The following is a 25332-nucleotide window of genomic DNA, read 5'->3' as shown; positions in this document are numbered from 1 at the left end:
TATAAGTTGTCAAGTATGGTTTTGTAGATGTATCACAAGAATAATTAGAACTGGGAAGAAATTTATCTAAACAATTGAGTTACAACAATTGTAGCAAGACCAGCCAATGATGTAATGATTGATACATTCCTAATTGTCGTCATGTCGCTGCTGGCTGCCCGTTGTTTATTGGGCTCGACATAAATAATATCGTTTTGTTGCAAGTAATAATAAGGGGATTGGAACAAGGCACTACTATTGAGGTTAAGCCTAGTAAGTGTTTTTTTTCCTTGTTGCTCTCTTATCAATAAAACATTTTCTCTACGACCAAAAATTGTAAGATCGCCTGCCATCCCGACCGCATCTAACACAGACACACGTTCGTTAGGCACTATATAATTTGCGGGCCTGGTTACTTCACCTAGTACTGTAACTTTAAAATTTTGCAGGCGAATTGTTACAATAGGTTCTTTTAGATACAAACTTAACTTGTCTCTGATAACAACTTTCGCCTCCGACGTAGTTAGTCCTTTTAACTCTACTCTGCCAATTAAAGGTATGTCTATACCGCCTTCTTTGTCGACCAGATAAGTGTTGGGTGTTGCGGAATTAGTTGTTACTCCCCCTGCTGTGTTTGCTCCGTTAGTACCGGGAATTACGAAAAAACTAGTTGCCTCAGGATTTGGGCTAGATACATTTATTTGCAGAACATCGTCGGCTTGGATCGTAAGAGATTTATAACCTGTATCAGAAATTGAATAGCTTGTTATTGTATCTGCTAAATCTTTAAAATAGGTGAACTGCCTGGAGTTAGAACACGACGAGAACATCAAGATTAAAAGAAAAGCACTAAAAAATATTTTCATGGAATACGTTTAAGAGCCTTCAACTTTAACAACCCAAAGGCGACCTTTTCTGGAAAAAATAGGATGAAAATTTTTTGCAAACAAAAATACGGTTATCATTTATTTTTCTTTGTATTGCTTAAAAACTCCAGTATTTCCTGCTCTTAATTTTGTCCTTAAAAGTTCCTTTTAAATCGGCAATTAGAGCGTTTTCGACAGTAATCGAACGAAAATAAGCATCATCATAAGAAAGATAAGTTTGATGCGGAACAGTGATAATAACTGCATTGTAATCATTTTCCGGAGTGTCAAGCAGATCAAATCCATATTCGGTATTCAATTCGTGCGACATCGCATATGGGTCAGAAATAAATACATTTATATAATAAGACCGAAGTGTTTTAACGACCTCCAATACTTTCGAATTACGTATATCACTTACATTTTCTTTGAATGTGGCGCCTAGCACTAATACCTTTGCTTGTTTAACGTTCTCTGTATTGGCAATAAGATGTTGAAGAATTTTTTTTGATAAATAATTGCCCATGTTGTCATTGATATACCTGCCAGACAAAATTACTCTAGAATTAAAACCCAACTCAGCAGCCTTATACGTTAGATAATAAGGATCTACTCCAATACAATGCCCTCCAACAAGACCGGGTGAAAACTTAAGAAAATTCCATTTTGTTCCTGCAGCTTCCAATACTTCATACGTATTGATATTCATTTTGTCGAAAATAATCGAAAGTTCATTCATTAACGCGATGTTTACATCGCGTTGTACATTCTCAATAATCTTACAAGCTTCCGCCACCTTTATAGAAGATGCCCTGTGTACCCCTGGTTTAACTACTAATTCATATACTTTCGAAATTTCCTCAAGGCTCTCAGCGTCGCAACCTGAAACAACTTTTACCACGGTTTCAAGAGTATGTTGTTTATCACCGGGGTTAATACGCTCTGGTGAATAACCGAGTTTAAAATCTTCACCCATTTTTAAACCGCTCAACGTTTCAATAATAGGCAGACAATCTTCCTCTGTACAGCCCGGGTATACAGTCGATTCAAAAACAACATAATCTCCTCTCTTTAACACTTGGCCAATAGTTTCAGACGCACTTTTAACTGGTTTAAGATCGGGCACATTGTGAGCGTCAACAGGTGTTGGAACAGCAACAATAAAAAATTTTGCTTGTTTTAAAAGATCTAAAGAAGTAGTAAATGTAATATCAGTCCCTTCAAAAGCTTCCCTGGTCAATTCACCGCTCGGGTCAATTGAATTACTCATCATTTGAACTCTTTTTTCGCTAATATCAAAACCGATTACTTTTATTTTTTTGGCAAAAGCCAAAGCGATAGGCAGTCCGACGTATCCCAGTCCTAATACTGCCAAACTTTCTTGTTTTTCTACTAACCGAGAATACATTTTTTAGAATTTACGAGAACTATTATTTAATGAATAAAATGTGCTATTTTAGAACTTTCACCTCCCAACTATATTTCTTTTCTCTGACCTATTATTTCTTTTTATGCTTTTTTCGATGTCAACTCTTTGCATTTTACCCATAGCTTCGCCATCTCAGCCCCATCGGCGGTCTTTATTTTCGAGGTGCGAATATATATTAAAAGGTGCTTAAGATTTGAAATAGCAAGATTGATAGTTTAGAACCTTAAAGTTTTAACTTCTATTGTAGACATTAATTTATTAGAAAACACTGTTATTGAAGCTAAGTGGCGCTGATGAAGAGAGAAAACTTTTAGATGTTTGTTATCCTTTCAGCATAACTTGATCAAATATCGCTATCTAAACATTACCGTCAATTTACTCTACCTATACTTAGGAAGAAAAAGAGGCTGCAGGTGGAGGCTATGGTAGCAAGAAAGTCTATAATGCCAGAAAATAGCAAAACTACAGGTTGTTTAAGGCACTATTGGTGCTAGAGGCACTAGGATTAAACAATAAGGGATCCAAAGCCTTTTGCATCCCAAGGCTCTATTACAATAGTAAGAGAGACTGTTGCTATTGCCCGATTGACGGTTGACATTCTCCTTAAATAGAGAATTTCGAGGCCGGTGGCATTGAAGAATTATTAGAAAAAGCTGTCACCTGTCTCACTACATTATATTCGCCTAACTTAATTATCAAAAAAGCGGATGATAAAGAACATAGCACCGACCAGTTTTATTAAGCAGATGCCTGCAGATACCCGAGCTTTTCTTGTAAAAGCGTTGATCATCTTCTTAGCCTGGAAGCTGCTGTATCACCTTGTTTTATTTCCCGTACGTATTCCCGACCAGCAGTTAACGTTTGCTACCGCTAGTGCCGCAGCTTTTTTGTATTCTAATCTTATGGATGAAAAAATGATTATCACGGAAGAGAAGGTAAACAAGCAAGGTATGAGTTATATAGCAGTGCACGCAGAGGGAAAAAAGCTGGTAGCAATAGCTGACTCTTGCAACGGCTTAGAACTGATCGTGCTTTACATTGGTTTTCTTTGCTGTTTTCCACCTAACTTAAAACGGCAATTGCCTTACATAATGTTTGGTACCATTGCTGTCGTTGTACTAAATGCTTTCAGATGTTATGGTCTAACCTGGATGTACATGCACAACTTTCCCCTAGCAGACTTCTTTCATAAATATATTTTTAAGATGGCGATCTATGGAATAGTCTTTACGATCTGGCTAAAGTACTCCAAACGACACCTTCATGTTTAAGCACAGGGTATGGATAGTTGCCATTATTATCTGCTTATTGTACTGGGCAACCTGGCATGGCTATCATGACAATCCAGACATGAACTACAAAACAAACCCCCTACTACGGCACGGACTTAACTTCGGTTTGTTACTCGCCGTTGCGCTTGCAGGTTGGTATGGATGGAGCAAACATCATCAGCAGTGGACAAAGAACTTGTGGTTGTTTATCTACTCATGCGTCATCATTCTTGTAGTTTTGTTGGGCGTCGTTGATGTGTTGGCACGTTTTGAAAACAGTAGTTTTCGTAGCATGCTGAGTAGCCTCAGGCTTTTCTTTACCAGTCCAGTTCCCTATGGTGTACTTATGTATTTAGCAAAAAGGTCAACGGGTGGTAAAACTTTTTACCGGTAACTTTAATATGTAAAGTCACCACGATTCTGGGGAGGAGTATTTAGTCTCACTTTTGTTTGGCACGCTCGTTGGCTTTCCAACGTGTTTAGATTTTCTGAAATAAAGGTAGTAGCGGCGATGAGCAAATAGACAATTGCTCACACCTTATTATTAACGGAAGATCAGAAAAACCTCGCTAAATTATTCCGTTTTGACTTTTGTGTTAATAAGGAAATCAGGAAAAAGAACACCGTAACTTCTCAAATGCACAAAAACCAAAAACCCCGTCAAAAGCTGACGGGGTTTTTGTAAGAATTATGTAAGTGGTTATCTAAACTATCTTCTTCCTCTATGAAAAGAGATCGCTTTTCCTATGCTTGCGAAAAAGGTTGGATGATCGCCAGAAAGCCTGGTAACATCTGACACACCGATTGCAAGAACAGGTAAATTAGGCTTGATCATCAAAGTACTGGAGAACGCAATATTACGACCTGTCCACTCTGTACTTACAGCTACATTCTTTAAGATATTGTAAGAAAGGTTTGCAAATACGGCAGTACCATGATCTGCTTTACCTTCTTCTTTATCAATTTCATTGTTGTCATAAAATCTGCCTGTTCCAATACCAACAGAATAGCTGAATTTAGTTTTCTTAATCGCCTGGCTAAATGCTACATAAAAACTTTCACCGGCATCAGTCTTATTAGGATCAGCAAACAAGTGTAAAGCACCCGCACTGATACTGCTAAATTTACCTAACTGGCGACTTGCAATAAAGCTATAAGAAAAGTTGTCGACCTTTGAAACGTCATTTACGTTTACAATGCCTACAACACTTACAGATTTTTGAGCATTACCAGCTCCAAATCCTACCTGAGCAAGAAAGTCGCTGTTTTGTCTTTGCGTACTTGCGTAAGTTTGATAAGGCGTACCAGAAATAGCACCGAAAGCAAACGTTCCGGTAGAACCCCAACCTGAAGGAGTCATGAAATTGCTTCCCATTACAAGAGGAGCAACGTTCTTTCTCATTTCGCTTATCAGAGACTGGTTATTAGCTGTATTTATGCTTGTTTCTCTAGTTGCAGCAACACCTTCAAGCGTCGGGGACTGATCATCAAATCCAACGGCACTAAATATTACAGAAGTTTGTCCACTATGACCTGGGGGTGGATTGTTTGGCCCGTTACCGTTAGAGTGATTGCCGCGTGGACCTTTAGGTGGCAATGGTGTATTAGGTGGCTTACGGCCTTGGGCATTAGCAGTACCGAAAGCCAGTAAAACGACTAGCGTTAAGCATAAAAAATGTTTCATGTGTTGCGTTTTTAGTTAATGATATTAGATTTATTACGTTTTGAACTACGAATGATTAAAACTCTTCTTTTTTAAATAAACAGCAACAGCGGGAGGATTTCCGTTCGGATGTTTACCAATATGCTTTTTTGGCTTTCTTGCTTTAGCCGGTCTTGCCTGAGCATCGACATTGCTTATAGTAAAAGTGAGCGCAATAACAGAGAGAATGACGTACTTCATTTTATGGTAGTTTGAATGTTTTATGGATGATTATTAGTTCTTCTGAAAATGTATTGCAGATGATTTACCACCAGCAGTATTGATAACTTTTATTAAATAATGGCCCGAAGAAATATTACCGAGGTTAAATTGGAAGTTAGATGTGTTGTTCAACTGAAGTTGTCTCGTCTGTAGTGTACGTCCGTTCATATCTATTAAAGAAACGTCATACTTGCCAGCGAAAAGTCCTTCCGTTGCAACTATGGTAATTTCTTTTGTTACCGTAACAGGGTTTGGAAACAGACTTAGGCCAAAGGTTTTAGGTGCATCACAATTTCCCGCAACCTTCCTTACGGCACTGTAAACAAACCTTGAGTCTTTGTCAATCGATTTTACTCTGACGTAGAGAGAAGGCGCTTTCATGCTTTCAGTTATAGGAAAGCTCCTGGCATATTTTCCAGCATTAGCTGCTGGTATTTCTCCTATTGAGACAAAAGAATTGCCATCTTTGCTGACCTCTATATCGTAGCTGCTTGCGTTCTTTTCTTCTTCAGAATTAAATGAAACATCAATATTGCAGCCTGTCTTCAACGCATTGAACTGTGAAAGGGTAACAGGCAGCGTTATCAGTACGGTGTATGATATCGAACCCGCATTATTGCTACCATCTTCGTCATCTACATTTGCAGTTGCATTAATTGAAAAATTAACAGAAGCTGCAGAAGATCCGGAACTCTTACCAACTACCTCAAATGAAGTACTATCGATGAAATCTTTTGGTATAGCTGCTATCTGTGTACCTATTATTCTTGGTTGACTTGCAGAGGTGTTGTATACAAAAGAAAAATAATTACTAAGTCTTGCTGTGGCAAGGTTAAAAGATGGAGAGAGAGATAACCTACTTCCCAACCCGATGATGATCGTAGTACTGTTATTGGGAATACTATTATAAGGACTTAGATTAAGAACAGGCACCGTAAGTGTTACCGGTAAGGAGGATATTGTTCTTGACCGGTCCAGCTTTGTGATATTATCTGTAAGGTTTAAGGCGCCTACAGCCGGATCAGCGGTTACTACTTGTGCTGATGCCTGAAAGGAGAAACCCAGTAAAAGAAGAAAGTAAATAGATTTCATGGTGGTTTATTGGTTTGAAATTTTATTTAGAAAATCCGGAAAGAGTGCCTTTCCGGATTTTCTTAAGTTTATTGACTATCAGATACAAATAGTACAGAGAATGAATCGTTGTAGCGGAAGTTAGCCGATTGCGCAACAGATGTGAGTGCTCTGAAAGTAACATTAAACTGTTGACCAGCTGACGTGTTGCGAGTCATATTAATGGCAAGCGTAGAATTTCTGCTACAGCCTAATCCCCCTATTCTATCAAAGTACACAAAGGAAACGTCTTCTCTTCTGATCCAATTGGCATTGTCTGAGCCCGATCCCATCGTAAACGTATATCCCGAAGCTTGCCCTTTTGCTATTCTTATCACCGCAGAGTCGGCAGCAATACCACCTAATTCACGTACTGTCACCAACACCTGGCGCGTATCACTTACTGCACTAAAGAAATTGTCGGCAGCCGAAGCCGTTACTGACAGATCTGTGGTAGCTTTTACCGGAGTACATGTGCTAACAACTGGTGGAGCTAATGGAGTAAAGCGATATATCTGACCAGTTGCGGGCTTTGTAGATATATTGTTAGTGCTTACTGTGCTACTAATAGAGGGACTTGCAGAAGCATCACTCAAAGACATAAAATTACCTGCACCTGTACTTGTACCAGTTAGGCCAATAGCCGCACCTGACGCAGCACCTACTGCACCTGCTAACCTGTTGTAATGGTATTCAATAACATTAGAGGTTTCATAAAGCCTCACCTGAAATTCTATTGCGGGTGCTGCTGCATTTTTGTTCCAAGAGACTCGAGACCATTCGATAGTGAAAACACGATTAGGTGCAGTGCCTGACAATTGATACCTGATATCTGCTGTTGTAGCCAGCGCGTTATCATCCCAAAGAGGCGCAAGAACAGGTCTTCCGTTATTTGGACCACTAGGACCGACAGCAGGGCCAAAAGGACCGCCGGACAAATCCGGAGTAGAGAAATTTTGCGTAGCACCATCGGTAACCGGCCTTAGTGACTGAAAAGAAAGAAAGCCGTTTGTATGCACACTAACAAAAGAAACATTGCTGCCATTATATTTGAAAGGCATAAAAAGAGCAATGGAATCAGCAATACCTTCGTCTTCTGTAGCAGCACCTGCTTTTGCATTTACAAGAAGGGCCGGCGCGCCGCCTTCAATTGCTTGGTAGGTACCTTGAACTGCAGTGAAACTATAATTTAATGAATTAGGATCAAGTGTTGCACCAGGGGTGAAACGATAAATCTGCCCTGTTGCTGGTTTTGTGCTGATCGTAAATGTATTGACAGTTGAACTTGCAGTAGGATTTGTCGATGTATTGTTAAGAGATAAAAACTTTCCATCCCCTGTGCCTTCTGCAGTAATACCGATAGAGGCAGAGGGTGGTGCATCTGTTGTTCCCTGAACGGCACCGCCTAGTTGATTGTAATGGAACTCAACCTGGTTGCTACCTTCATATAATTTTATTTGAAACTCTATCCCCAATTGTGCGGCAGAAAGAGTCCAGTATACTCTACCCCATTGAAGAGTAAATACACGGTTAGGGGCAGAACCCGTCGTTACATATTTCAAATCGCCTACTGAATACAAGTCCAGGTCATCCCAAAGTGGTGCAAGAAGAGGCCTGCTTGCAAGTGCGCTGCTCTGACCATGAGCACCTGAGTGTAAATCGGAGAGCCAGTAATTATTATCGGCTGGATTAGAAATAGATGTAAAAGGCTTGAAAGAAGCAAAACCATTTGTGTTTGCATTGATGGATGTGTAAACTGTTCCATTATAGTTAAATGAGAAACCCAAGGGTATATTATTAGCATAGCCCTCATCGTGAGCAGTATAACCGGCATTTACCTGGGTTACACTTGTGTTAGTTCTGGCTAAAGGAATGTAAGAACCGGATGTTGGTGTAAAAGAATAATTTAATTGTGCATTCGTGCTAAAAAAACATACGAAACAAAAAAATAAGGAGAGTGGAATTTTACTCATAGTAATGGTTTTAACCGATTGGTGTTTTTAGAATAATTGAATAATTTTAGTCGTAGCGGAAAAAAAGTGCGGGTTTTTAATACTTAATACTCTCTAACGATTTTTTAGTTATTTTATTTCTAGACTATACTTATTCTTTTTCTACTGTAAAGATTTTAGCTAGTGAAAGCCTCTTCTTTACAACTTCCAAAAACAACAAATATTTTATTCTTCTAAAATTTCCAAACCCTTTGAAACAATTATGAAATGATTTCGATTAATGATGAAATTCCGAAAATGGTTATTTAGAAGATTGAAATAAATGAATAAACGTTGCAAGAGAGATTGCTCAAATTCTTTGAAGACTCGATAGCAAAGTTTTTTTAAGTAGAAGTATAAGTAAATTTTATTTGGATAATAAAACAGAAATAACCTTCCTACTGATACCAGAAGACTAAGTATTGCTTCAAATAAAAACAAATGAAAAAGGCAGTCCAGAAAGAACTGCCAGTTGATTTTTGAAGCGCCTTTATTACTGAATAGGTAACGTGAGAAGTTCTAGATTCGGTTATAAAAAGTAGCTGATGCACATCGAGATTAAGTATATAAACACTGTTTCTCTTTATACCATTATAGACCAAAAAACAATCAAAGCTGCGATGAAAACTTTTATTTTCTAAACAATAAATTGTACCACAAGTAATAGTTAGTCCTGCCCTGAGTACATTTTAGTATAATACTCCTTGTATGCCCCGCTGGTTACGTGGTTCAACCATTCCTTGTTATCCAGGAACCAGTCAATGGTCTCGCTCAATCCCTGCTCGAAAGTTACTGAAGGCTTCCAGCCTAACTCTTTATTAATTTTTGTTGCATCTATTGCGTACCTACGGTCATGCCCCGGCCTGTCTTTTATATAAGTTATCAATGCCTCACTGGTTCCAGGGCTATTGCCTAATTTTTCGTCCATTTGCTTGCACAACAACTTCACTAAGTCTATATTTTTCCACTCATTAAAACCGCCGATGTTGTATGTTTCACCAACAACTCCTTTATGAAAGACAGTATCTATTGCAATAGCGTGATCTTTAACGTACAGCCAGTCGCGAGTGTACAAGCCATCCCCATATACCGGTAGCGGTTTCTTAGTAATAATGTTGTTAATGAAAAGAGGTATTAGTTTTTCGGGAAAATGATAAGGACCATAATTGTTAGAACAATTTGAGATTACAAAGGGAAGGTGATAGGTTTCACCGTAAGCTCTTACAAAATGATCCGAAGAAGCTTTACTGGCACTGTACGGAGAGTTAGGATGGTAAGGAGTATCTTCAGTAAAGAAACCGGTACTACCAAGGGCGCCATACACCTCGTCAGTAGAAACATGATAAAACAAGCGTTGATCTAAATCAGCGGCCCAATGTTTTTTAGCAGCATTCAACAAGTTTACCGTACCTACTACATTAGTATAAACAAAATCTAGCGGAGACTCTATTGATCTGTCAACATGAGACTCAGCTGCGAGGTGTATTACATCTGTAACCTCGTGTTCCATAAAAACTCTTTCAAGTTCCTCAACATCCAAAATATTTATTTTTTCAAATATATAATTGGGTGCATTATCGATGTCGCTCAAATTTTCAAGGTTGCCCGCGTAGGTCAGTGCATCCAGATTTATTATTTTATATGCAGGGTATTTTGTTACAAAAAGTCTTACTACCTGTGAGCCTATGAAACCGGCGCCTCCTGTGATGATGATGTTTTTCATTATTCAAAATTGTTTACTAAAGGAATTGAATAGCTCTTTAATTAACTTATAAAAGAGGTAGGTTTTGAAGTAGATTTCAACAAAAATATCAATTATGGCGCTATTGTTATCATTATTGTTCATTCCAACTTGGGAGTTGATAAAGAAGCTTTACTCGTTTCCTATAAAATTCTCGCTCACGTTTCTTTATCCCTTAATCTATTTCCAGTTATTCAAATTGGAAAAGCGAGCTTGACTTATTAAGCTCGCTTTTATAAACTTTAAAACAAGGTTTACTTATTGCAACAAAAAACTTTCTAGAGAACCAATAAGTTGATTAGAGGCGTATTTTCCTAGTTTATATAGAGGTTTAGGCATTGAGTGAAGTAGCGATAGTACCTTGTTTTTTAATTCGAACTCGTCACTTGCCACGTGAACATAATTAAGCTGCTTAAATTTATCGGCTGTCGCTAATTGATGATCGCTTCTATGCTCACCATATCGAACTAGTCTTGGCATAACTATAATTGGCTTTTCCTTTTCCAAGGCAGATATTATGGTGCCCATGCCAGCATGACTTATGATAAGGGAAGCTGTATTAAAGTATTTATTAAATTCAATTGGCGAAACAAAATTTAAAACTTTCATGTTATTTACCTTGTAACCGCTGTCTGATACCTGCGCTACAATTTCTATATCGCCAAGCAATGGTGCAATCTCATCCATTGCTTTAATTAAACGGTCAAAAGGCTCCTGTGTTCCTATCGTTATAAAGATCATGATAGCACGTTTCCGTTAAAAAGAATTTTGTTGTTTGACAAATGCTCCCACTGCGTATACACTCTATCTGCTATCTTAAGAGCAATATTACCGCTCATTGAAATTTTTTCAACATTAGCAATGCTATCAATCCAAATTGTTTTTGCGCCCATTAGCTTGCCTACTAAAATTCCCATCAATCCTGGGGCAGCTCCTGTTGTAACAATTACATCTGGCTTAAGAGAGAGTACGTGTTTGGCTACTAATAAAGCTGATTTAATTAATTGTAGCTTATTTTTTCTATTTGAATCTGGAACTTTAAAAAATTTATATCCCTCAACCGTGTCTGCAAAACTTTCATTTGTAGACATGAAAATCATCTCGTGATTTTTAAAGGCGGGAGTTAATCGTAATAGTTGAATCCAATGTCCTCCTGCTGAGGCGATTGCAAGAACTTTCATTTATAGAATATTAGATTTTAAAACTTCTTTACTATAGACGTAGAAACAGATGATTTATTATGTCAACTAAAAAAAATGGTTGAGTTAGGCTGAAAAGTTATTGAGACACAAGACATTAATTGGGATTGGAGATGTTGTGCCGGTCGAGGAGAAAGTATCAATTGCTTAAGCAAGAAACCGGTGAAGACGGTGGAAAATTGAAGAAGAGCTAGCTTGACAGAGGGACGTTTTGGGATTAGGACACCTTCAGTACAGGACAAAAATGACGACAATAGAAATTACGATTTTAGAAACTTAACTGTACCAAAATATAGATGCAGCGGCCACAGCAAAAAGAAGAATACGAACGAGATTAAAAAGGATGATTTGTTGTTTAGGACGGCACTAGTATTTGAAGGCAAAATACTTAGCGTAAGACTTATTCCAAAGATTAGACTTAGTATTAGATAAAATAGTACCATCTCTGTAATTTTTTTAGCTTGTAATGTTAGCAAATGTATTGCTACACTTACTAAGATTTCTATTAATTACAAGATGCAGAAATCAACAAATAAGTTGTCTTACTTAAAAACATTCCAATCACCAATTGTGGCGGAAAAAAGTTACTAGCAAATTAACCTATCAAAAAGGTTGAAACTAACAAACAGGACTAGGCATTAAATCTACGGGTGACAATTCCTTTTTTAGGAGTTTCTCATATATAGAAGATAGCTTCGGAATAACGGCATCCGCGTAATATGGCGATACGATGGAATGTGATAATACTCCCATTGACTTAATTAACTCCGGCTTATTTATAAACATCTCCAAAGCGCTATATAAGGATAGTTTATCACCTGGGTTAACTATGAAACCGTTTATCATGTGATGCACTATTTCCGTAATACCACCGACAGGCGTTGAAATAACTGGAAGCTCGTAACTCATTGCTTCGAGAATAGAAAGAGGCAAGCCTTCGTTGTAAGAAGGAAGGATATAAATATCGCTTTCACATAGCAGTTCAGTCTTTTTTGAACCAGAGACCCAACCTTCGTACCTGACAATAGATTCAAGATCATTTGCTGCTACAAAATGCAGTAATTTTTCAACCTCTCCGTCACCACCAACAATTAACTGAAGTTTACCATCTAGCGCCTGTTTATTTTCTTTTATCACATCTAACAGATCGAATATTCCTTTTCTGACCCCAATACGTCCAAGAAACAAAATTTTAATAGAGAAAGAAGAATTCAACTTTTCAACTTGTCGCGGACGTTCAATGATATTTTCCAGAACCACTAAATTCTTTTGTTCAAAATTTTCCTGGAAAAATGTTTCCCATTTCCTGGAAAGACAAATTACCATGTCAACGTTATTAATCAACTTTTTAATAAGGGTTTTTACAACACCCCCTTTATTGAAAAAAACTTGAAATTCTGACCCGTGGATGTGGTAGATAACTTGTCGCTTAAATAGCTTTTTAGCAATAAGAAAAATAATAAGTTTTCTAAAGAAACTTCCCTTAGCGGCTCCATGAATGTGTACTATTCGAATTTCTTTATCTCTAGTTAATTTTACGATTAAAACTATAACCGCCTTTAAATAATAAGGAATACCGAGCAATTTGTTTGGCTGGGGTTTATATGTAGAGATGAATTTGAAATCAGCAAGATACTTTGAATAAGTATTGATGACGCCCGCTATTCCTCCCCTATGGTCTCTATATTCTTCGCCAACAGTTAATATATGCCTAGATACATTGAAAGCAATCATTTGTAGTATGTGCTTTTTTAAGAAGCTTTTAGCTTTAATGAAGAATTAAACGTTTTAATTACTTTGGCAGGATTACCAACTACAATAGAATTTGACGGAACGTTCTTCACCACTACAGATCCAGCTCCAATAATTACATTATCGCCTATTGTAATGTCGCCTAAGATGCAAACGTTAGAACCAATTTCCACGTTGTTTCCTATAACAGGGCATCTCCCAAATTGCTTAGAATTGCCTATGGTTGTCGACTGCCTTAAGGTGCAATTTTTGCCTATTACAACATCTTTGTTAATGACTAGTGCCTGCCCATGATAGATTTTGAGACCTGTATCTATACTCGTTAGGTAAGGCACTTCTATACCCAAAACCCACTCGACTATTAATCTATAAAAAGCGAGGTAAGGGAATAAAATTATGCTGGCTAATCTTCTTTCCTTGCAATAATTAGCTGTTCTAAAAAATATAGCTATAATACGTCCTTTGGTATTTTTGCGATTAGTACTCCAATCTTGTGTAATGAAGGAAATATAATTCATTCGAGAAAAAATGATTTATTAGGCTCTTACCACTTCTTCATAAAGTCGTAAATAATTGTCAACAGCGGATGCTAGTGAGAACTGAGCAGCGATCTCCCTATATGTAACTTCCATAATAGATTCGATTTTATTTCTTTGATAGAGAGTTATCACTTCCATTAGTTTGTTCGCACAGGCGTCTATGTTTTCACTTTCAAAAGTGAACTTACTATTTAAACTAGTCATTATTTCGGCCGGTCCATCTATGTCCGATGCAATTACTGGCACACCAGCAGCAATCCCTTCTATCAAAGTCAAACCGAACCCCTCAAATCTCGAAGGTTGTACAAGGACGTGATAATCTAGTAGGTTTTGAGAAATCCATTTTCTGTCTTTCGCCCCGATCAACTTAATACTCCTTTCCAGTGAATAAGACTTAATAAGTGATTGCAAATAATTGTAAGAAGGGCCGTTGCCAATGATATCTAAGGTAATTTGAATTTCGCTGTTCTTTACCAATTTATCGATGGCTTTTATTAAAATATCCTGACCTTTTTTTTCGTGAACGAGGCGGCTTACTTGAACTATTTTAAAAGGTTTATCATTTGATAAGGCATACTGTTTTCGCTTCGCGAAAGTTTCCATAGAAATTCCGTTATGTATAACCTTTGCTTTAACTCCAAAGCGTTCCGTAACATCAGCCTTAACTGATTTTGAAATCGCTACCAAGACTGAATACTTTTTCACTTCAATATTTTTTACGCCTACATCGTGCACAGTATAAATCGTCTTATATTTTCCAATTTTTATTAGGTTTATTATCTTATTCTCGTGACAATGTATGACGTCGGGCTTTATTTTTTTTAGGAGTAAATTAAATCGAAGTACTGGCAGCGGGTTTCGACTTCCCTCCTTACGATTGATACAACGAACTACAACCCTTTTATCAACCTTATCTAAAAGTTGCTGGTTCCATTGATCATTAACTATTAAAAGAAAAACTTCATGTTCTCTACACATTTTATTAATTAGATCTATTGCTAGTATTTGAGAACCGCCTATATGCATAGTAAAAAAACAGTGCGCTACTTTCATGATGAATATTCGATTACGGGAATTAGAGCCTTTCTCACCCTGCTTTTAAAACTATAATAATATATTTTTATTATATTACGGGTTATACCGGTAGATCCGTTGAGTAATAAGACTCTTTTAATATCCCTTAAAAATTTAAGCATTCCCGTTGTTGTCTTTGTACCTTCCCAGGTTCTAAAAGCGGCAATAGGGGTTTGATCAAAAGAGTAGATAGGACCATGGTTTAGTAGTCTAAGCCAAAGATCCAAATCCATACAATAATGTATATCCTCATCGAGATAATTTATCTTCTTTAGCAAATGTAATGGGTAAAAAGAACCTTGCTGAATAACATCATAATTACGGTTTAGCAAAAAACCTTTATTAGGCACTTTTAACTTTTTTGTAGTTATTAGCTCTCCTTTTCCATCAATCCTTTTTAACAAGCTGCCATAGTAAATAGCGCCATCATTTTTTTGTTTAAATAGTCTCACAATTTCCTCTATGCAATTAGGCTCCAAAATATCATCGGAGTTTATCCACCCAGCTAACTCACCTGTTGCCAGTTTAAATCCCTTATTAATAGCATCAGACTGGCCTTTATCTTTTTCATGAATAACAATATCTATTTTATCTCGATACTTTTCGACTACTTTCATGGTATCATCGCTAGAACAGCCGTCCACTAATATATACTGAATTCTTTTATAAGTTTGACCTATCACCGAAAGAATTGTTTCTTCAATGAATTGTCCTTGATTATATGAAGGAGTTATAATCGAAACCAAAATGTTGTTATCCAAACTAGGTGTTTATTTGTATTGTTTTGACATTTATATAAAAGCAATCTCATCCTGGTCTTCCAGCATGGTTACCTCTACGTTCATTCGTTTATTTCTTGCTACGTTAATAGCATAAGCAACAAAAAGCATTAATAGACATATTGTTTGAGGTAGGAAAATTAAAACTGAATAAAAAGATGTAATAAAAAGAGCAACAATATATAATATTCCAGTTTGCATTAACGGATATTCCTTCAGCAACATAAACTTTTTAAAAAAACCAGAATAAACAAATACAAGCACTATTGTTCCAAATATACCAAATTGAAGAATTAACGGTGACCAAGCAATGTCTCCAGTGTCAACTTGATAAGTACTACCATACTCATCACTAAGGCCGATATTGAAAGGCAACTTGCTGGTGAACCGCGAGTCTTCTGTTATTAATCCGATACCCAAAAATGCTGTTTCAGTTTTGTTAGTTACAAATAGAAATCTCTCTAGGAAATGATACCACCTAAACTCGCTTGTTGAAAGGTCTGAAACTTTTAATGAGTTTAAATTTTCTGAAGATGTTTTCATGGAGGAGGATGACAACTCGTTGAAGCCGTTTGAAAAACGACTGCCTAGAAGTACATCCACGCTTAAGAATATTGAAATCGACAGTGTTACATACAGAAGCATATATGAGAGCTTAATCCTTTTACTTAGAAATAAATAAATAAAAAAACAAGCACCTATAGCTAAAAGAAAACTTCTATGTTGAGAAAGAATAATGGCAGAAAAGGAAACAAATGCAAACAACTTTGAAAATTGGATGGAAAAAAAGCTTTTACGAAGAAAAAAGAAAAATGCGACAGGCACTATAAAAATTGGCAGATTATAGTACCTCGCTATACCAGCCTCTCCAAACTTTGCTTCAGCATGATTGTTAAGCAACGCATGTCCAATCAGAGGCTGTAAACAATAAATAAACGCAGATATCGAGGTACCATAGACAATATATTTAAACACCTTTATAGAATCAGACTCTGAAATAGGAACAAATATAAATAACGTAAAGAAAAAAAGATAATTTCTAAAAACCCGTATACTTACATCGGCTTCTACCCCACGAAAAAAAATACTGTAAAAAAGTATGATAATGAGAAATCCTAAAAATACTTTAAGTCCTTTTAAGCTTTTCCAAAGTGCGGACTTTAAAAATAGTGAAGGTTTGAAAATAAAGATAACCGCGGCGAAAATCAAAAGCCAATCATACACTTTTCTAATGCCAAATAAAGGTATCACCATCCACTCTTCCGGTATAAATTGAAAACAGGAAGTCAACAAAACAAACAAAAGAAAAATAGAGATAAAACGCCTTTCCTTTGTTTTGTAAAATATCGTTGCTAAAAAAAAGATTATTGCTCCTAACATTATTGTAATCCTTTACCTTGATAAGAAAGCATTTCTACATTCTAATAAAAGGGATGAAGGTTTCTTATTAAAATTTTTATTACACTTAATTTCTTTTCTATTGTTTATCTAACTTGTTTTTCTAATGTATCTGGCTGGATTTCCGCCCCACACTTCCAAACCGGGGATGCTTTTTGAAACAACGCTTCCTGCACCAATGATTGCGCCTTTGCCAATATGTACACCTTTTAAGATTATACTATTAGCCCCAATAAAAACTTCGTCTTCAATAATAACTGGTCTAGTTACGATTTTCTTTATATCATGTTTTCTTCTTGCTTCCATTTCTAAAGGGTGGAAATCAGTATCCCAAATCGCTACGTTACCCCCGCAATTCACATATTTTCCAATTCTTATACTATTAGAACAAAAAATCGAAATACCTGAAAATCCCGAGAAGTCATCAATAAAAAGTTTGGCTCCTTTCGTAACAGAAACTGTACAAGTCTTGAATAGTCCCACAAAGTTTGAAGTAGAAGAACACTGAAAGTGAACACTCCTACCTATCTTAAATTCTCCTTTATTCTTGAGCTCGATACGCCCTGTTATTTTTGGATAAGAAATATATTCAACATTATTTTTAAAAATTTGTATGAGGTTGTGAATAGTGCTAAACATTAAAACGATGTAAGTAGACAACTTGCGTACTACCAAAAAAGGAAAGATTAATATCTTTTTCATTTCAATCTTATATTCGTTTAAACCATTGCAGCGCTTTTAAAGCTGTCAACGAAACCTTGAACCTCAAAGAAATTTTTCTCAACACTTCTCAATACTGCATCATCCTTATCCCACCATTTAATAACCAACAGCTGTTCAATTAGCAGGGGAGAAAACCGGTACCTTAAAATTTTAATAGGGCATCCAACTGCAATAGCGTAAGGGGGAATATCCTTTGAAACTACTGCTCCAGCACCGATTACTGCGCCATCGCCTATAGTTACTCCATCTAGGATGGTTACATTCGCACCTATAAATACATCGTTCCCAATTCTCACAGGTTTTCTTTCTTGAATTTTGTCCGTTTGACTATAGGTAAAACCAGCCTGTTTTAACGTTGAATAAAACACTGGAGAAGTTGAGATTCCATGTAATGGATGAATACCCCAGCCACAAACCAGGTTAGGCCCCAAGGAACAAAACTTGCCTATAGTTGCAAAAGATATTCGGGCATTAGGTCCTATAGCTGTTCCTTTTTCTACAACAACGTCATAAAAAAAATGAACTTTATGCACGCGGGCATTTTTATCGATAGTAGTTTGATCTTCCTTACTCGCATAGTAGTTCCAATGGATATCCTTTTTATACAAAACTTTAAATAAATGATACAGGTTTTTCAACAATTTCATGTTCCTTAATTAACGGTTCCAGATTCCTTCTGCCTTTTGGGTAAGTATTTTTTGAACTTGTATAGAAAATACAACGCCCATAACTATAAAAACAATTGTATTTGCGCTAATTATTCCTGCTAGCCCAAATTTCTTGCCCAAAAAAACAGCTAACGGTATATTAATTATAGCGCTTGCTACTACTAAAATTAACTGAAGTCTTACCTTGCCTATTCCATTCAGCATATATACATGCAATGTTTGCCATACAAAGACAATTACATAGGCAGCCATAGCAAAAGAAAGCGAAATAGGTATAGCAACAGTGTTACCTAACCACGTTCCATAAATAACCTTAGAAAATGTTAGCAACACCAGCGTTGCCAATGATAGCACCAACCATATTTGTCTTAAGCTTTTGATACTTTTACTCATCCAGCTAAAATCTTGTTTTGCATATGCATCCGTAAATGCGCTCCAATAAGGAGTAACTATTATAGAAAAAACCATAGTAAAAGCGGAAAATAATTTATAAGATACGTTGAAGGTTGTAACTGCCTTTGGACCAAGAATACGGGTTATGATAATATTGTCAGTTTGAAAAAGTATTAGGGCTCCTATTTGTATAACGAAGAAAACTCCACCAAGATTTAATAGGCTTCTAACATAATTTACATGTATGTTCTTCCATCTAGGACGAAAGCTCCGCAGCCTGTGTCTGTAAAGAAACAGACTTGCAAACATCATTACGATGATTGGTATGACCGTTAGTACTGTTACTAATATTATTAAACTTCCCGGTACGCAATGAGTTAGAATGTAAATAGTAATTAGGATAATAACTTGCCCTATAAAGGTTATAACAGATGATTTAGCATTTTGATGTATCGCTAATAAGACTGTGTTTATTGTTTGTATAGTGAACTGAATACAAAAGCCCCCTAGCACAACTACTATACAATTGCGAACTATATCTGGGGCTTGAGAATGAATATTTAATATTGAACTCCAGTCAAAAAAAGCGCTAAGAGTATAAAAAACTATAAAAACCACAAAACCAATAATCGAAAATGTTACGTAGGCAGTACTTACAAATTTGTTAGCCTCCTCATAGTCTTCTAAAGCCAGGCATTGAGTCAATTTATTTCTAAGCCCGTTACCCATTCCTATATCAAAAAAACTCATCCAACTAATAATGGAGCTTATTGTTAGCCAGATGCCGTACTGCTCTGCGTTAATATAATTTATCGTTAGCGGTATAAGTATTAATCCGATAAGTATACTTCCTCCTTTTACTGCAAATGAAATAAGCAAATTATTCCTGATAACTCGAGACCTCTCATTCCCCGTTTTGAAAAAGCGGCTAAATTTAATGGTCAAATATGAATACATCTCCGTCTTTATTCTCTTTAATTAGCTGATAATAATTCAATCTCAGCCCGGGTTATTACAAAACATTAATTTCACTATTTCTTTCTAATCCGATAGCAAAGCCTTAAGCTGTCGTCTTAACTTTCTTGCTGTTCACTTCGATCTCTCCATATCCGTATCCGTAGGCGTATCCGTATCCATAATTATTACTATACTTCCCAAAACCCCTTCCTTTCAATCCATTGAAAATAATAGCAACATTTTTTAAGCCTCGTACCTTGTTGTTTTCTTCCAATCTTTTTACGTGTATTTTAGGTGTGTACCCATGACGAATAATATACAAGGTAGCATCGCAAAACTTGGATAAGATATGTGCGTCTGCCACCGGTGCAACGGGGGCCGTATCAATGATAATGTAATCAAAGGCTTGTGATAGATACTCCAACAAATCGTGAATCCTTCCATTCAATATCAACTCAGAAGGATTTGGAGGTATAGGTCCTGAAGAAATAAAATAAAGGTTTTCGTTCACTGTTGTCGTCTTGATAATCTCTTCTACTTCCGCCTTGCCGATTAGGTAATTACTGATGCCTTTGTCTGAGCTGATATTTAAGACAGGACTCAACTTCGGCTTACGAAGATCCATCTCCAACAACACTACCTTCTTGCCAGTAAGTGACAAACTCACCGCTAGATTAAGTGATACAAAACTTTTCCCTTCTCCTGAAATGGTAGACGTAACCAGTATTTTTTTCTTTGTTTCGTTTATTCCCAAAAAGTCAAGGCTTGTTCTCATTTGCCTTAGTTGTTCTGAAATTGCATTTCTGTTTCCCTCGCCGATAACGATTGGTTCTGCCGTGTCGTTTAATGACAGTTCTCCTATTATTGGCCACGATACTGCTTTTTCTATTTCGCCTCTGAACAAAATATTTTGATTCAACATTTCTTTTGCAAATAAAAACCCAGAACCAAGAGCTATAGCAGCAGCAATAGCAATGAGATAAACTATAAACTTTTTTGGACTAACAGGCAAAAGAGAAGATTTTGCTATGTCGATCACCCTGCTATCAGCAACCGCGGAAGCAAACGAAAGGGCTGTCTCCTCGCGTTTTTGTAACAAGAAAGTATAGATGTTATTTTTTATTGCCTGTTCCCTGCTGATTTCCAATAACTCTTTCTCATTTTGTGGTACATTCTTTAACTGAGAAGTGTACTTGTTACTATTTATTGTCAAAGTATTTTTGCCCGCTATAAGACTGTTACGTTGGTTCCGCACATTTTCCAAAATATTTGGTCGAACTTTTTCTATTTGGTCTTGCAGTCCTATCAGAGCTGGATTATTTTCTCCTGTTGTCTTCCGCAGTTTTTCATTTTGCAGTTGTAACTCATAAAGTGTTTGCAACAATTGTGTAAGAACAGGATCATTAATGCCAAGCGTTGAAGGAACGATGCCGGCCTGTTCATTTCTTGAAACCACGTACTTTTCAACCTGGTCGAGTACAGCTAACTGCATATTGATCTCAACAACTTTCTGATCATTGGTTCCTACGTTGTCAAGAAACATTTTGCCTTGTTGGCTAATATCAACAATACCTTTCTTGCTTTTAAATTTTTCAATATCACCTTCTACCTGGCTCAACTCTTTAACGACGCTTCCTAACCTGTTTTCGACAAAAGCAAGTGTGTTGGCAGCTAGAATATTTTTATCAGTAAGAGCTGCTTTATTGTAAACCGTAATTAATTCGTTTATGATATCTTCTCCCCTTTTAGGGATAGCATCTTTTAATTCAAAATGAATAACAGTAGCTTGTTTGTTAACGGAAGACACCAGGATCTGCTGATGTAAGCTTTCTACTACCGCTTTAGCGTTGGATATAGATACATACAATGGTTTTTCGATTTCCGGCGCTTCGTAATTTTTGTTTTGTATAAACCTAAGTGTGTCTTTTCCTATTGTTAACCATTGATTAAGTGCATATTTTTTATTTGTAACTTTAATAGTACTACCCTTACTGAATACAAACTTTATTTTTTGAACTTGCCTGACACTCTCAGGATGTTTTAGTTCTACTGTAACCGGAGAAATAATATAAGCAGGACGATCTTTTATCCGTCCTTCCTCGTAAACCGGTGCATATAACTTAAGGTTGTTCACCACCTGCATCAGCAGGTCTTTTGACTGCAAGACTTCCAACTCATTCTCTACAATCTTCTTCGACCCAAACATGTCTAGCGACTCCATTATACTAGAACCATCAATTCCTTTTTTCTCATCTTTTACCAGTATAGAAGCAGATACTTCATAAATAGGTACAGTATAGCGTAAGTAGATAAAAGCTGTGATGGAGGTTACAACGATCAATACAAGAAATATTGGCCAGTAGACGATATATTTAAAGATGATAGCCGAAAAATCTACATCTTCTTCAGCATCATCTTTGTGAATTTTATTATTGCTTGTGGTTTGCATAGAAATTGGATTTTAAAATATTCTGGTAAGAATGATAGATACTAAGGATAAAGCACTAAGAACAATGGGAAGGATTTGCCTTGAACTACTCACGGAGGCAATCTTCGAGTTATTCGGCTCTGCATATATAATATCGTTTGTTTTTAGATAATAATAAGGAGAACTTAGTATTTCAGACCCATTTAGGTTTAGTCGTTTAGTTACTTTTCTGCCCCCTTCTTCTCTTATCAATAAAACATTGTCTCGTTTAGAATATATGGTGAGATCACCTGCGAGACCTATCGCTTCTAAAACGGAAATTTTTTCATTTGCTACATTAACTACTGTTGGCCGGGCTACTTCGCCTAGTACAGTTACCCTAAAGTTTAAAAAACGAATATTTACAATAGGATCTATCAAGAGTTTTTTATCTACAAGCATCTTCGCGATCTTATCTGTTAGTGCTTTCTTTGTTAGTCCCGCAGCCGTAACATTTCCCAGTATTGGAAAAAGGACAGTTCCTTCCTGGCTTACTAAGTAACCGCCACTTTGACTCGTGCTAGATGAAGCACCTGATGGGGAATTTGAGGAGGCTGATACAGCAGTATTTGAGGTATTGAAGATGAGGGTTGCTTCAGGGTTTAAACTGCTAACGGTAATACTAAGCAGATCGTTTTTTTGAATAACTGGTTGTAAATCTTCGCCTATAGAGGTGAAGCTGCTGTCCTGCACATTATTAAAATAAATGGCTTTTTTTGCATCAATACACGAAGCAAACAAAGACAGGCCTGAGATGATAAACACTACCATTTCAAGTCTAAAACCTCTAACCAAATAGTATTTCATTAAAAAGAATTTCTTTAGATAAAATTTGTACAAAGCTTCGCCACCTTACTCCCATCAACCCAAAAAGATGGGCTTTTATTACTTAGGTATTGTTGACTTATTTCAAAGGGTTGAAACATAGAAGATCTCTGGAATGGAAACCAGATAATGTTGCAACAAGAAAAGCCCTACACTGCACTATGAAACGACGAGAAGTTGTATTTATTTTATTTTTTTCCCAAAAAGAGACAAATGTTTTAAAATAGGGACAAAGGACAAGTGCCAAAAGAAACTGTCTGTCCACAGAGTAGGATACTATAATAGGAACAAGAGAGAAAGTAGGCGTAAATACACCTCGCTAAAACGCAGATGAACGGACTATTTAATAAACAGGTGAAATATTAAGAGTTGGAGAGCTATTTACGCAATCGGAAAGCATTACCTGAATTGATCTGACTAAATCATAAAAGTATTAGTAGAATTTGAGATGCGATAGTTAAAACCTAATAATAAAAATTTGTAGTAGTGAGCCTAATATCTTTTTACAGAATGAAAAGGACGTAGTAACAATAATAAAATAAATGACGACGTTTTAATTAAAATTTAATACGCTATCATGCTTGGGTGCTTGCAGAAATCTGCCTTTAAAATTAAATTTAATCCTTATACAAGAGGTTGAATTATTATTTTAAATAAAAGGTGTGAACTAGTAATTCCACCTTCAAGAAGGAGCAATTTTTAACTATTTTAAACACTAATCCAACTAGTAAAACTACTATTATGATCCTACTTTACTTCTGCTTGGCACTTGTTGTCTCCGGTGTTTTCAATATTATTTATTTGAACAATTTGAGCCGTCAACACTATGAGGAAATTAAAAACTTTAAAGGAAGAACTGCTAGTAGTAAAGAGTTTCAAAAAGCAGTTGATGAATTGGAAGAGCCTATTCTTTTAGAAGCTTGTTAGGATACTCACACGTTTTCTGTTGCCGATTGTTTTGGTGAAAACACACGTCCATTATTGTTTCGGCATCCTAAAAGTGCAATAAAAACCTTCAAAGTATAAAGGTTCAGACAAAAGAGGAATTTAGCGGAGACGGCGAGATTCGAACTCGCGATACAGTTTCCCGTATACACACTTTCCAGGCGTGCTCCTTAAACCACTCGGACACGTCTCCTATTACAATTTATTCAAATAGCTATTACTTGTCTTGCAGTTTTTTTGCTGCAAGTCTGCCTTTTCAGGGGTTGCAAAAATAGGGGTTGAAAATTATTGCCCGAATATTTTTTCTGCATTGGCGGAAGTTATTTCGGCTACTTCTTCTACGGTTACTCCTTTTACTTCGGCTAGCTTTTGTACAATAAAAGTTAGATAGCTTGACTCGTTTCGTTTGCCTCTGTAAGGTACGGGGGAAAGATAAGGAGCGTCCGTCTCGAGGACAATATGTTCGAGGGAGATATCTCGTAACGTCTCGCCAAGGTTAGCGTTTTTGTAGGTTAGCACCCCTCCTATTCCAAGTAAAAAACCAAGATCTATAATTTGTTTAGCTGTTTCGCTATTGTCACCAAAGCAGTGAAAAATGCCGGTTAGTCCTCTCGATGCGAAGGGTTTTACTGCTTCAATGGTTTCCTGCATGCCGTTGCGTGTGTGGATGACAATAGGAGAATGGTACTGTAATGCCAGTTCCATTTGTTTGTGGAAAGCGTCGAATTGTTGTTGCTTGAAAGTCGTATCCCAATAAAAGTCGAGGCCGATTTCTCCCACTGCTACAAACGATCTTTCTGACAGGTATTTCTCTACAATCTGTAATTCCTGCCCGTAGTTTTCTTTGACCGAGCAAGGGTGTAAACCCATCATTGGAAAAAACTCGTTTGGATACTTTTCCTCTAGTCGTAACATATCTTCTATCACTTCACTGTCTATGGCGGGAAGAAAAAATTTTGTTACGCCTGCTGCCCGCGCCCTTTGTAATACCTGGTCAAAATCTTTTTCAAACTCTTTAGAATATAGATGTGTGTGACTATCGATTAACCTCATTTCGCAAATTTCTTCTTTTTTGATCATTACCCCGGATTCGCCTAGTGAAATTTGTTTTTGCCCATTTTTAAAAAAGCAGCCTAAAAGGTTAAAAGAACCGATGAAATATTTATTTTGATAACAATTGCAGATCTCTTTTCAAGCCTCTTGCATTCAGGGAGGATGTCAGGCTTTGCAGTGCCAGGGCGAATAGAGAAATACCTGTACAAGGGAGTGACACAACAATGCTGAGTAACATTACCGATGCTA

The 25332-nt window shown here is 36.7% G+C and carries 23 protein-coding genes and 1 tRNA gene; 3 read left to right on the top strand and 21 right to left on the bottom strand.

Annotation, left to right across the window (positions count from 1 at the left end):
* Positions 1 to 62: 62 nt before the first annotated feature.
* Positions 63 to 845: a polysaccharide biosynthesis/export family protein gene (locus SAE01_RS12030; protein WP_218029143.1), complete on the bottom strand. Its 783-nt coding sequence runs from the start codon at positions 843 to 845 to the stop codon at positions 63 to 65.
* Positions 846 to 963: 118 nt separating this feature from the next.
* Complete coding sequence (locus SAE01_RS12025; protein ID WP_147204010.1) at positions 964 to 2253, bottom strand: nucleotide sugar dehydrogenase; 1290 nt, start codon at positions 2251 to 2253, stop codon at positions 964 to 966.
* A gap of 728 nt (positions 2254 to 2981) precedes the next feature.
* Here SAE01_RS12025 and SAE01_RS12020 point away from each other — a divergent pair.
* On the top strand, positions 2982 to 3545 hold the full coding sequence (locus SAE01_RS12020) for an archaeosortase/exosortase family protein (protein WP_147204009.1): 564 nt from the start codon (positions 2982 to 2984) through the stop codon (positions 3543 to 3545).
* Positions 3538 to 3939: a hypothetical protein gene (locus SAE01_RS12015; RefSeq protein WP_147204008.1), complete on the top strand. Its 402-nt coding sequence runs from the start codon at positions 3538 to 3540 to the stop codon at positions 3937 to 3939. The genes SAE01_RS12020 and SAE01_RS12015 overlap by 8 nt, the downstream gene beginning before the upstream one ends.
* Before the next feature lie 315 nt (positions 3940 to 4254).
* Here the strand turns inward: SAE01_RS12015 and SAE01_RS12010 are convergent, their stop codons facing one another.
* The 17 genes from SAE01_RS12010 to SAE01_RS11935 all read right to left on the bottom strand — a co-directional run bounded on the left by SAE01_RS12010 (position 4255) and on the right by SAE01_RS11935 (position 23067).
* On the bottom strand, positions 4255 to 5229 hold the full coding sequence (locus SAE01_RS12010) for a hypothetical protein (protein ID WP_147204007.1): 975 nt from the start codon (positions 5227 to 5229) through the stop codon (positions 4255 to 4257).
* A gap of 45 nt (positions 5230 to 5274) precedes the next feature.
* A complete protein-coding gene (locus SAE01_RS24495; protein WP_170234149.1) occupies positions 5275 to 5448 on the bottom strand; it encodes a hypothetical protein in 174 nt (57 codons plus the stop codon).
* A 33-nt stretch (positions 5449 to 5481) separates the two neighbouring features.
* Entirely contained in the window at positions 5482 to 6561 is a 1080-nt protein-coding gene (locus SAE01_RS12005) for a T9SS type A sorting domain-containing protein (protein ID WP_147204006.1), read from the bottom strand.
* Positions 6562 to 6629: 68 nt separating this feature from the next.
* Positions 6630 to 8552 carry an NIDO-like domain-containing protein gene (locus tag SAE01_RS12000; RefSeq protein WP_147204005.1) on the bottom strand — a complete coding sequence of 641 codons (1923 nt, stop codon included), beginning with the start codon at positions 8550 to 8552 and terminating at the stop codon, positions 6630 to 6632.
* Between the two features lie 685 nt (positions 8553 to 9237).
* A complete protein-coding gene (gene rfbB / locus SAE01_RS11995; protein ID WP_147204004.1) occupies positions 9238 to 10293 on the bottom strand; it encodes a dTDP-glucose 4,6-dehydratase in 1056 nt (351 codons plus the stop codon).
* Positions 10294 to 10569: 276 nt separating this feature from the next.
* Entirely contained in the window at positions 10570 to 11052 is a 483-nt protein-coding gene (locus tag SAE01_RS11990) for a glycosyltransferase (protein ID WP_147204003.1), read from the bottom strand.
* Complete coding sequence (locus SAE01_RS11985; protein ID WP_147204002.1) at positions 11049 to 11492, bottom strand: glycosyltransferase family protein; 444 nt, start codon at positions 11490 to 11492, stop codon at positions 11049 to 11051. The genes SAE01_RS11990 and SAE01_RS11985 overlap by 4 nt, the downstream gene beginning before the upstream one ends.
* A gap of 636 nt (positions 11493 to 12128) precedes the next feature.
* Positions 12129 to 13244 carry a glycosyltransferase family 4 protein gene (locus tag SAE01_RS11980; RefSeq protein WP_147204001.1) on the bottom strand — a complete coding sequence of 372 codons (1116 nt, stop codon included), beginning with the start codon at positions 13242 to 13244 and terminating at the stop codon, positions 12129 to 12131.
* 17 nt (positions 13245 to 13261) lie between these two features.
* On the bottom strand, positions 13262 to 13780 hold the full coding sequence (locus SAE01_RS11975) for a serine O-acetyltransferase (RefSeq protein ID WP_147204000.1): 519 nt from the start codon (positions 13778 to 13780) through the stop codon (positions 13262 to 13264).
* Positions 13781 to 13798: 18 nt separating this feature from the next.
* Entirely contained in the window at positions 13799 to 14827 is a 1029-nt protein-coding gene (locus SAE01_RS11970; protein WP_262713367.1) for a glycosyltransferase, read from the bottom strand.
* 23 nt (positions 14828 to 14850) lie between these two features.
* Positions 14851 to 15636, bottom strand: coding sequence for a glycosyltransferase family 2 protein (locus SAE01_RS11965; RefSeq protein ID WP_147203998.1), 786 nt, complete (start codon positions 15634 to 15636; stop codon positions 14851 to 14853).
* 30 nt (positions 15637 to 15666) lie between these two features.
* Entirely contained in the window at positions 15667 to 16299 is a 633-nt protein-coding gene (locus SAE01_RS11960) for a hypothetical protein (protein ID WP_147203997.1), read from the bottom strand.
* An 843-nt stretch (positions 16300 to 17142) separates the two neighbouring features.
* On the bottom strand, positions 17143 to 17754 hold the full coding sequence (locus tag SAE01_RS25145; RefSeq protein WP_307725114.1) for an acyltransferase: 612 nt from the start codon (positions 17752 to 17754) through the stop codon (positions 17143 to 17145).
* Positions 17755 to 17771: 17 nt separating this feature from the next.
* Positions 17772 to 18422 (bottom strand): CatB-related O-acetyltransferase, encoded by a 651-nt coding sequence (locus SAE01_RS11950; RefSeq protein WP_147203996.1) that lies wholly within the window; start codon positions 18420 to 18422, stop codon positions 17772 to 17774.
* Between the two features lie 9 nt (positions 18423 to 18431).
* Entirely contained in the window at positions 18432 to 19793 is a 1362-nt protein-coding gene (locus SAE01_RS11945) for a lipopolysaccharide biosynthesis protein (protein WP_147203995.1), read from the bottom strand.
* A 103-nt stretch (positions 19794 to 19896) separates the two neighbouring features.
* Positions 19897 to 22242, bottom strand: coding sequence for a GumC family protein (locus SAE01_RS11940; RefSeq protein ID WP_147203994.1), 2346 nt, complete (start codon positions 22240 to 22242; stop codon positions 19897 to 19899).
* Positions 22243 to 22254: 12 nt separating this feature from the next.
* The gene (locus SAE01_RS11935) at positions 22255 to 23067 is read right to left on the bottom strand and encodes a polysaccharide biosynthesis/export family protein (protein WP_147203993.1); all 813 of its coding nucleotides are present in this window, start codon (positions 23065 to 23067) and stop codon (positions 22255 to 22257) included.
* Positions 23068 to 23826: 759 nt separating this feature from the next.
* Between SAE01_RS11935 and SAE01_RS11930 the strand changes: the two genes are divergently transcribed.
* On the top strand, positions 23827 to 24012 hold the full coding sequence (locus SAE01_RS11930; RefSeq protein ID WP_147203992.1) for a hypothetical protein: 186 nt from the start codon (positions 23827 to 23829) through the stop codon (positions 24010 to 24012).
* Positions 24013 to 24136: 124 nt separating this feature from the next.
* On the opposite strand, the gene SAE01_RS11925 is transcribed toward SAE01_RS11930, so the two are convergent.
* Both SAE01_RS11925 and SAE01_RS11920 read right to left on the bottom strand, forming a co-directional pair.
* Positions 24137 to 24223: transfer RNA gene (locus SAE01_RS11925), tRNA-Ser, on the bottom strand.
* A gap of 92 nt (positions 24224 to 24315) precedes the next feature.
* On the bottom strand, positions 24316 to 25110 hold the full coding sequence (locus SAE01_RS11920; RefSeq protein WP_246113223.1) for a TatD family hydrolase: 795 nt from the start codon (positions 25108 to 25110) through the stop codon (positions 24316 to 24318).
* Between the last annotated feature and the right edge of the window lie 222 nt (positions 25111 to 25332).

The sequence above is a fragment of the Segetibacter aerophilus genome, from assembly GCF_007991655.1.
Taxonomy (GTDB): domain Bacteria; phylum Bacteroidota; class Bacteroidia; order Chitinophagales; family Chitinophagaceae; genus Segetibacter; species Segetibacter aerophilus.
The sequence above is the reverse complement of the archived record's forward strand: the minus strand, read 5'-3'. Positions and strand labels throughout refer to the sequence as shown.

Bases quoted from the DNA above. Each gene is read 5' to 3' on its own strand.
- SAE01_RS12030 (WP_218029143.1), bottom strand. From the start codon at position 845: ATGAAAATATTTTTTAGTGCTTTTCTTTTAATCTTGATGTTCTCGTCG.
- SAE01_RS12005 (WP_147204006.1), bottom strand. From the start codon at position 6,561: ATGAAATCTATTTACTTTCTTCTTTTACTGGGTTTCTCCTTTCAGGCA.
- SAE01_RS12000 (WP_147204005.1), bottom strand. From the start codon at position 8,552: ATGAGTAAAATTCCACTCTCCTTATTTTTTTGTTTCGTATGTTTTTTT.
- SAE01_RS11985 (WP_147204002.1), bottom strand. From the start codon at position 11,492: ATGAAAGTTCTTGCAATCGCCTCAGCAGGAGGACATTGGATTCAACTA.
- SAE01_RS12010 (WP_147204007.1), bottom strand. From the start codon at position 5,229: ATGAAACATTTTTTATGCTTAACGCTAGTCGTTTTACTGGCTTTCGGT.
- SAE01_RS24495 (WP_170234149.1), bottom strand. From the start codon at position 5,448: ATGAAGTACGTCATTCTCTCTGTTATTGCGCTCACTTTTACTATAAGC.
- SAE01_RS12020 (WP_147204009.1), top strand. From the start codon at position 2,982: ATGATAAAGAACATAGCACCGACCAGTTTTATTAAGCAGATGCCTGCA.
- SAE01_RS11935 (WP_147203993.1), bottom strand. From the start codon at position 23,067: ATGAAATACTATTTGGTTAGAGGTTTTAGACTTGAAATGGTAGTGTTT.
- SAE01_RS12025 (WP_147204010.1), bottom strand. From the start codon at position 2,253: ATGTATTCTCGGTTAGTAGAAAAACAAGAAAGTTTGGCAGTATTAGGA.
- rfbB (WP_147204004.1), bottom strand. From the start codon at position 10,293: ATGAAAAACATCATCATCACAGGAGGCGCCGGTTTCATAGGCTCACAG.
- SAE01_RS25145 (WP_307725114.1), bottom strand. From the start codon at position 17,754: ATGAAAAAGATATTAATCTTTCCTTTTTTGGTAGTACGCAAGTTGTCT.
- SAE01_RS11980 (WP_147204001.1), bottom strand. From the start codon at position 13,244: ATGATTGCTTTCAATGTATCTAGGCATATATTAACTGTTGGCGAAGAA.
- SAE01_RS11940 (WP_147203994.1), bottom strand. From the start codon at position 22,242: ATGCAAACCACAAGCAATAATAAAATTCACAAAGATGATGCTGAAGAA.
- SAE01_RS11920 (WP_246113223.1), bottom strand. From the start codon at position 25,110: ATGATCAAAAAAGAAGAAATTTGCGAAATGAGGTTAATCGATAGTCAC.
- SAE01_RS11960 (WP_147203997.1), bottom strand. From the start codon at position 16,299: ATGCTTCTGTATGTAACACTGTCGATTTCAATATTCTTAAGCGTGGAT.
- SAE01_RS11970 (WP_262713367.1), bottom strand. From the start codon at position 14,827: ATGCATATAGGCGGTTCTCAAATACTAGCAATAGATCTAATTAATAAA.
- SAE01_RS11945 (WP_147203995.1), bottom strand. From the start codon at position 19,793: ATGTATTCATATTTGACCATTAAATTTAGCCGCTTTTTCAAAACGGGG.
- SAE01_RS11950 (WP_147203996.1), bottom strand. From the start codon at position 18,422: ATGAAATTGTTGAAAAACCTGTATCATTTATTTAAAGTTTTGTATAAA.
- SAE01_RS12015 (WP_147204008.1), top strand. From the start codon at position 3,538: ATGTTTAAGCACAGGGTATGGATAGTTGCCATTATTATCTGCTTATTG.
- SAE01_RS11975 (WP_147204000.1), bottom strand. From the start codon at position 13,780: ATGAATTATATTTCCTTCATTACACAAGATTGGAGTACTAATCGCAAA.
- SAE01_RS11930 (WP_147203992.1), top strand. From the start codon at position 23,827: ATGATCCTACTTTACTTCTGCTTGGCACTTGTTGTCTCCGGTGTTTTC.
- SAE01_RS11990 (WP_147204003.1), bottom strand. From the start codon at position 11,052: ATGATCTTTATAACGATAGGAACACAGGAGCCTTTTGACCGTTTAATT.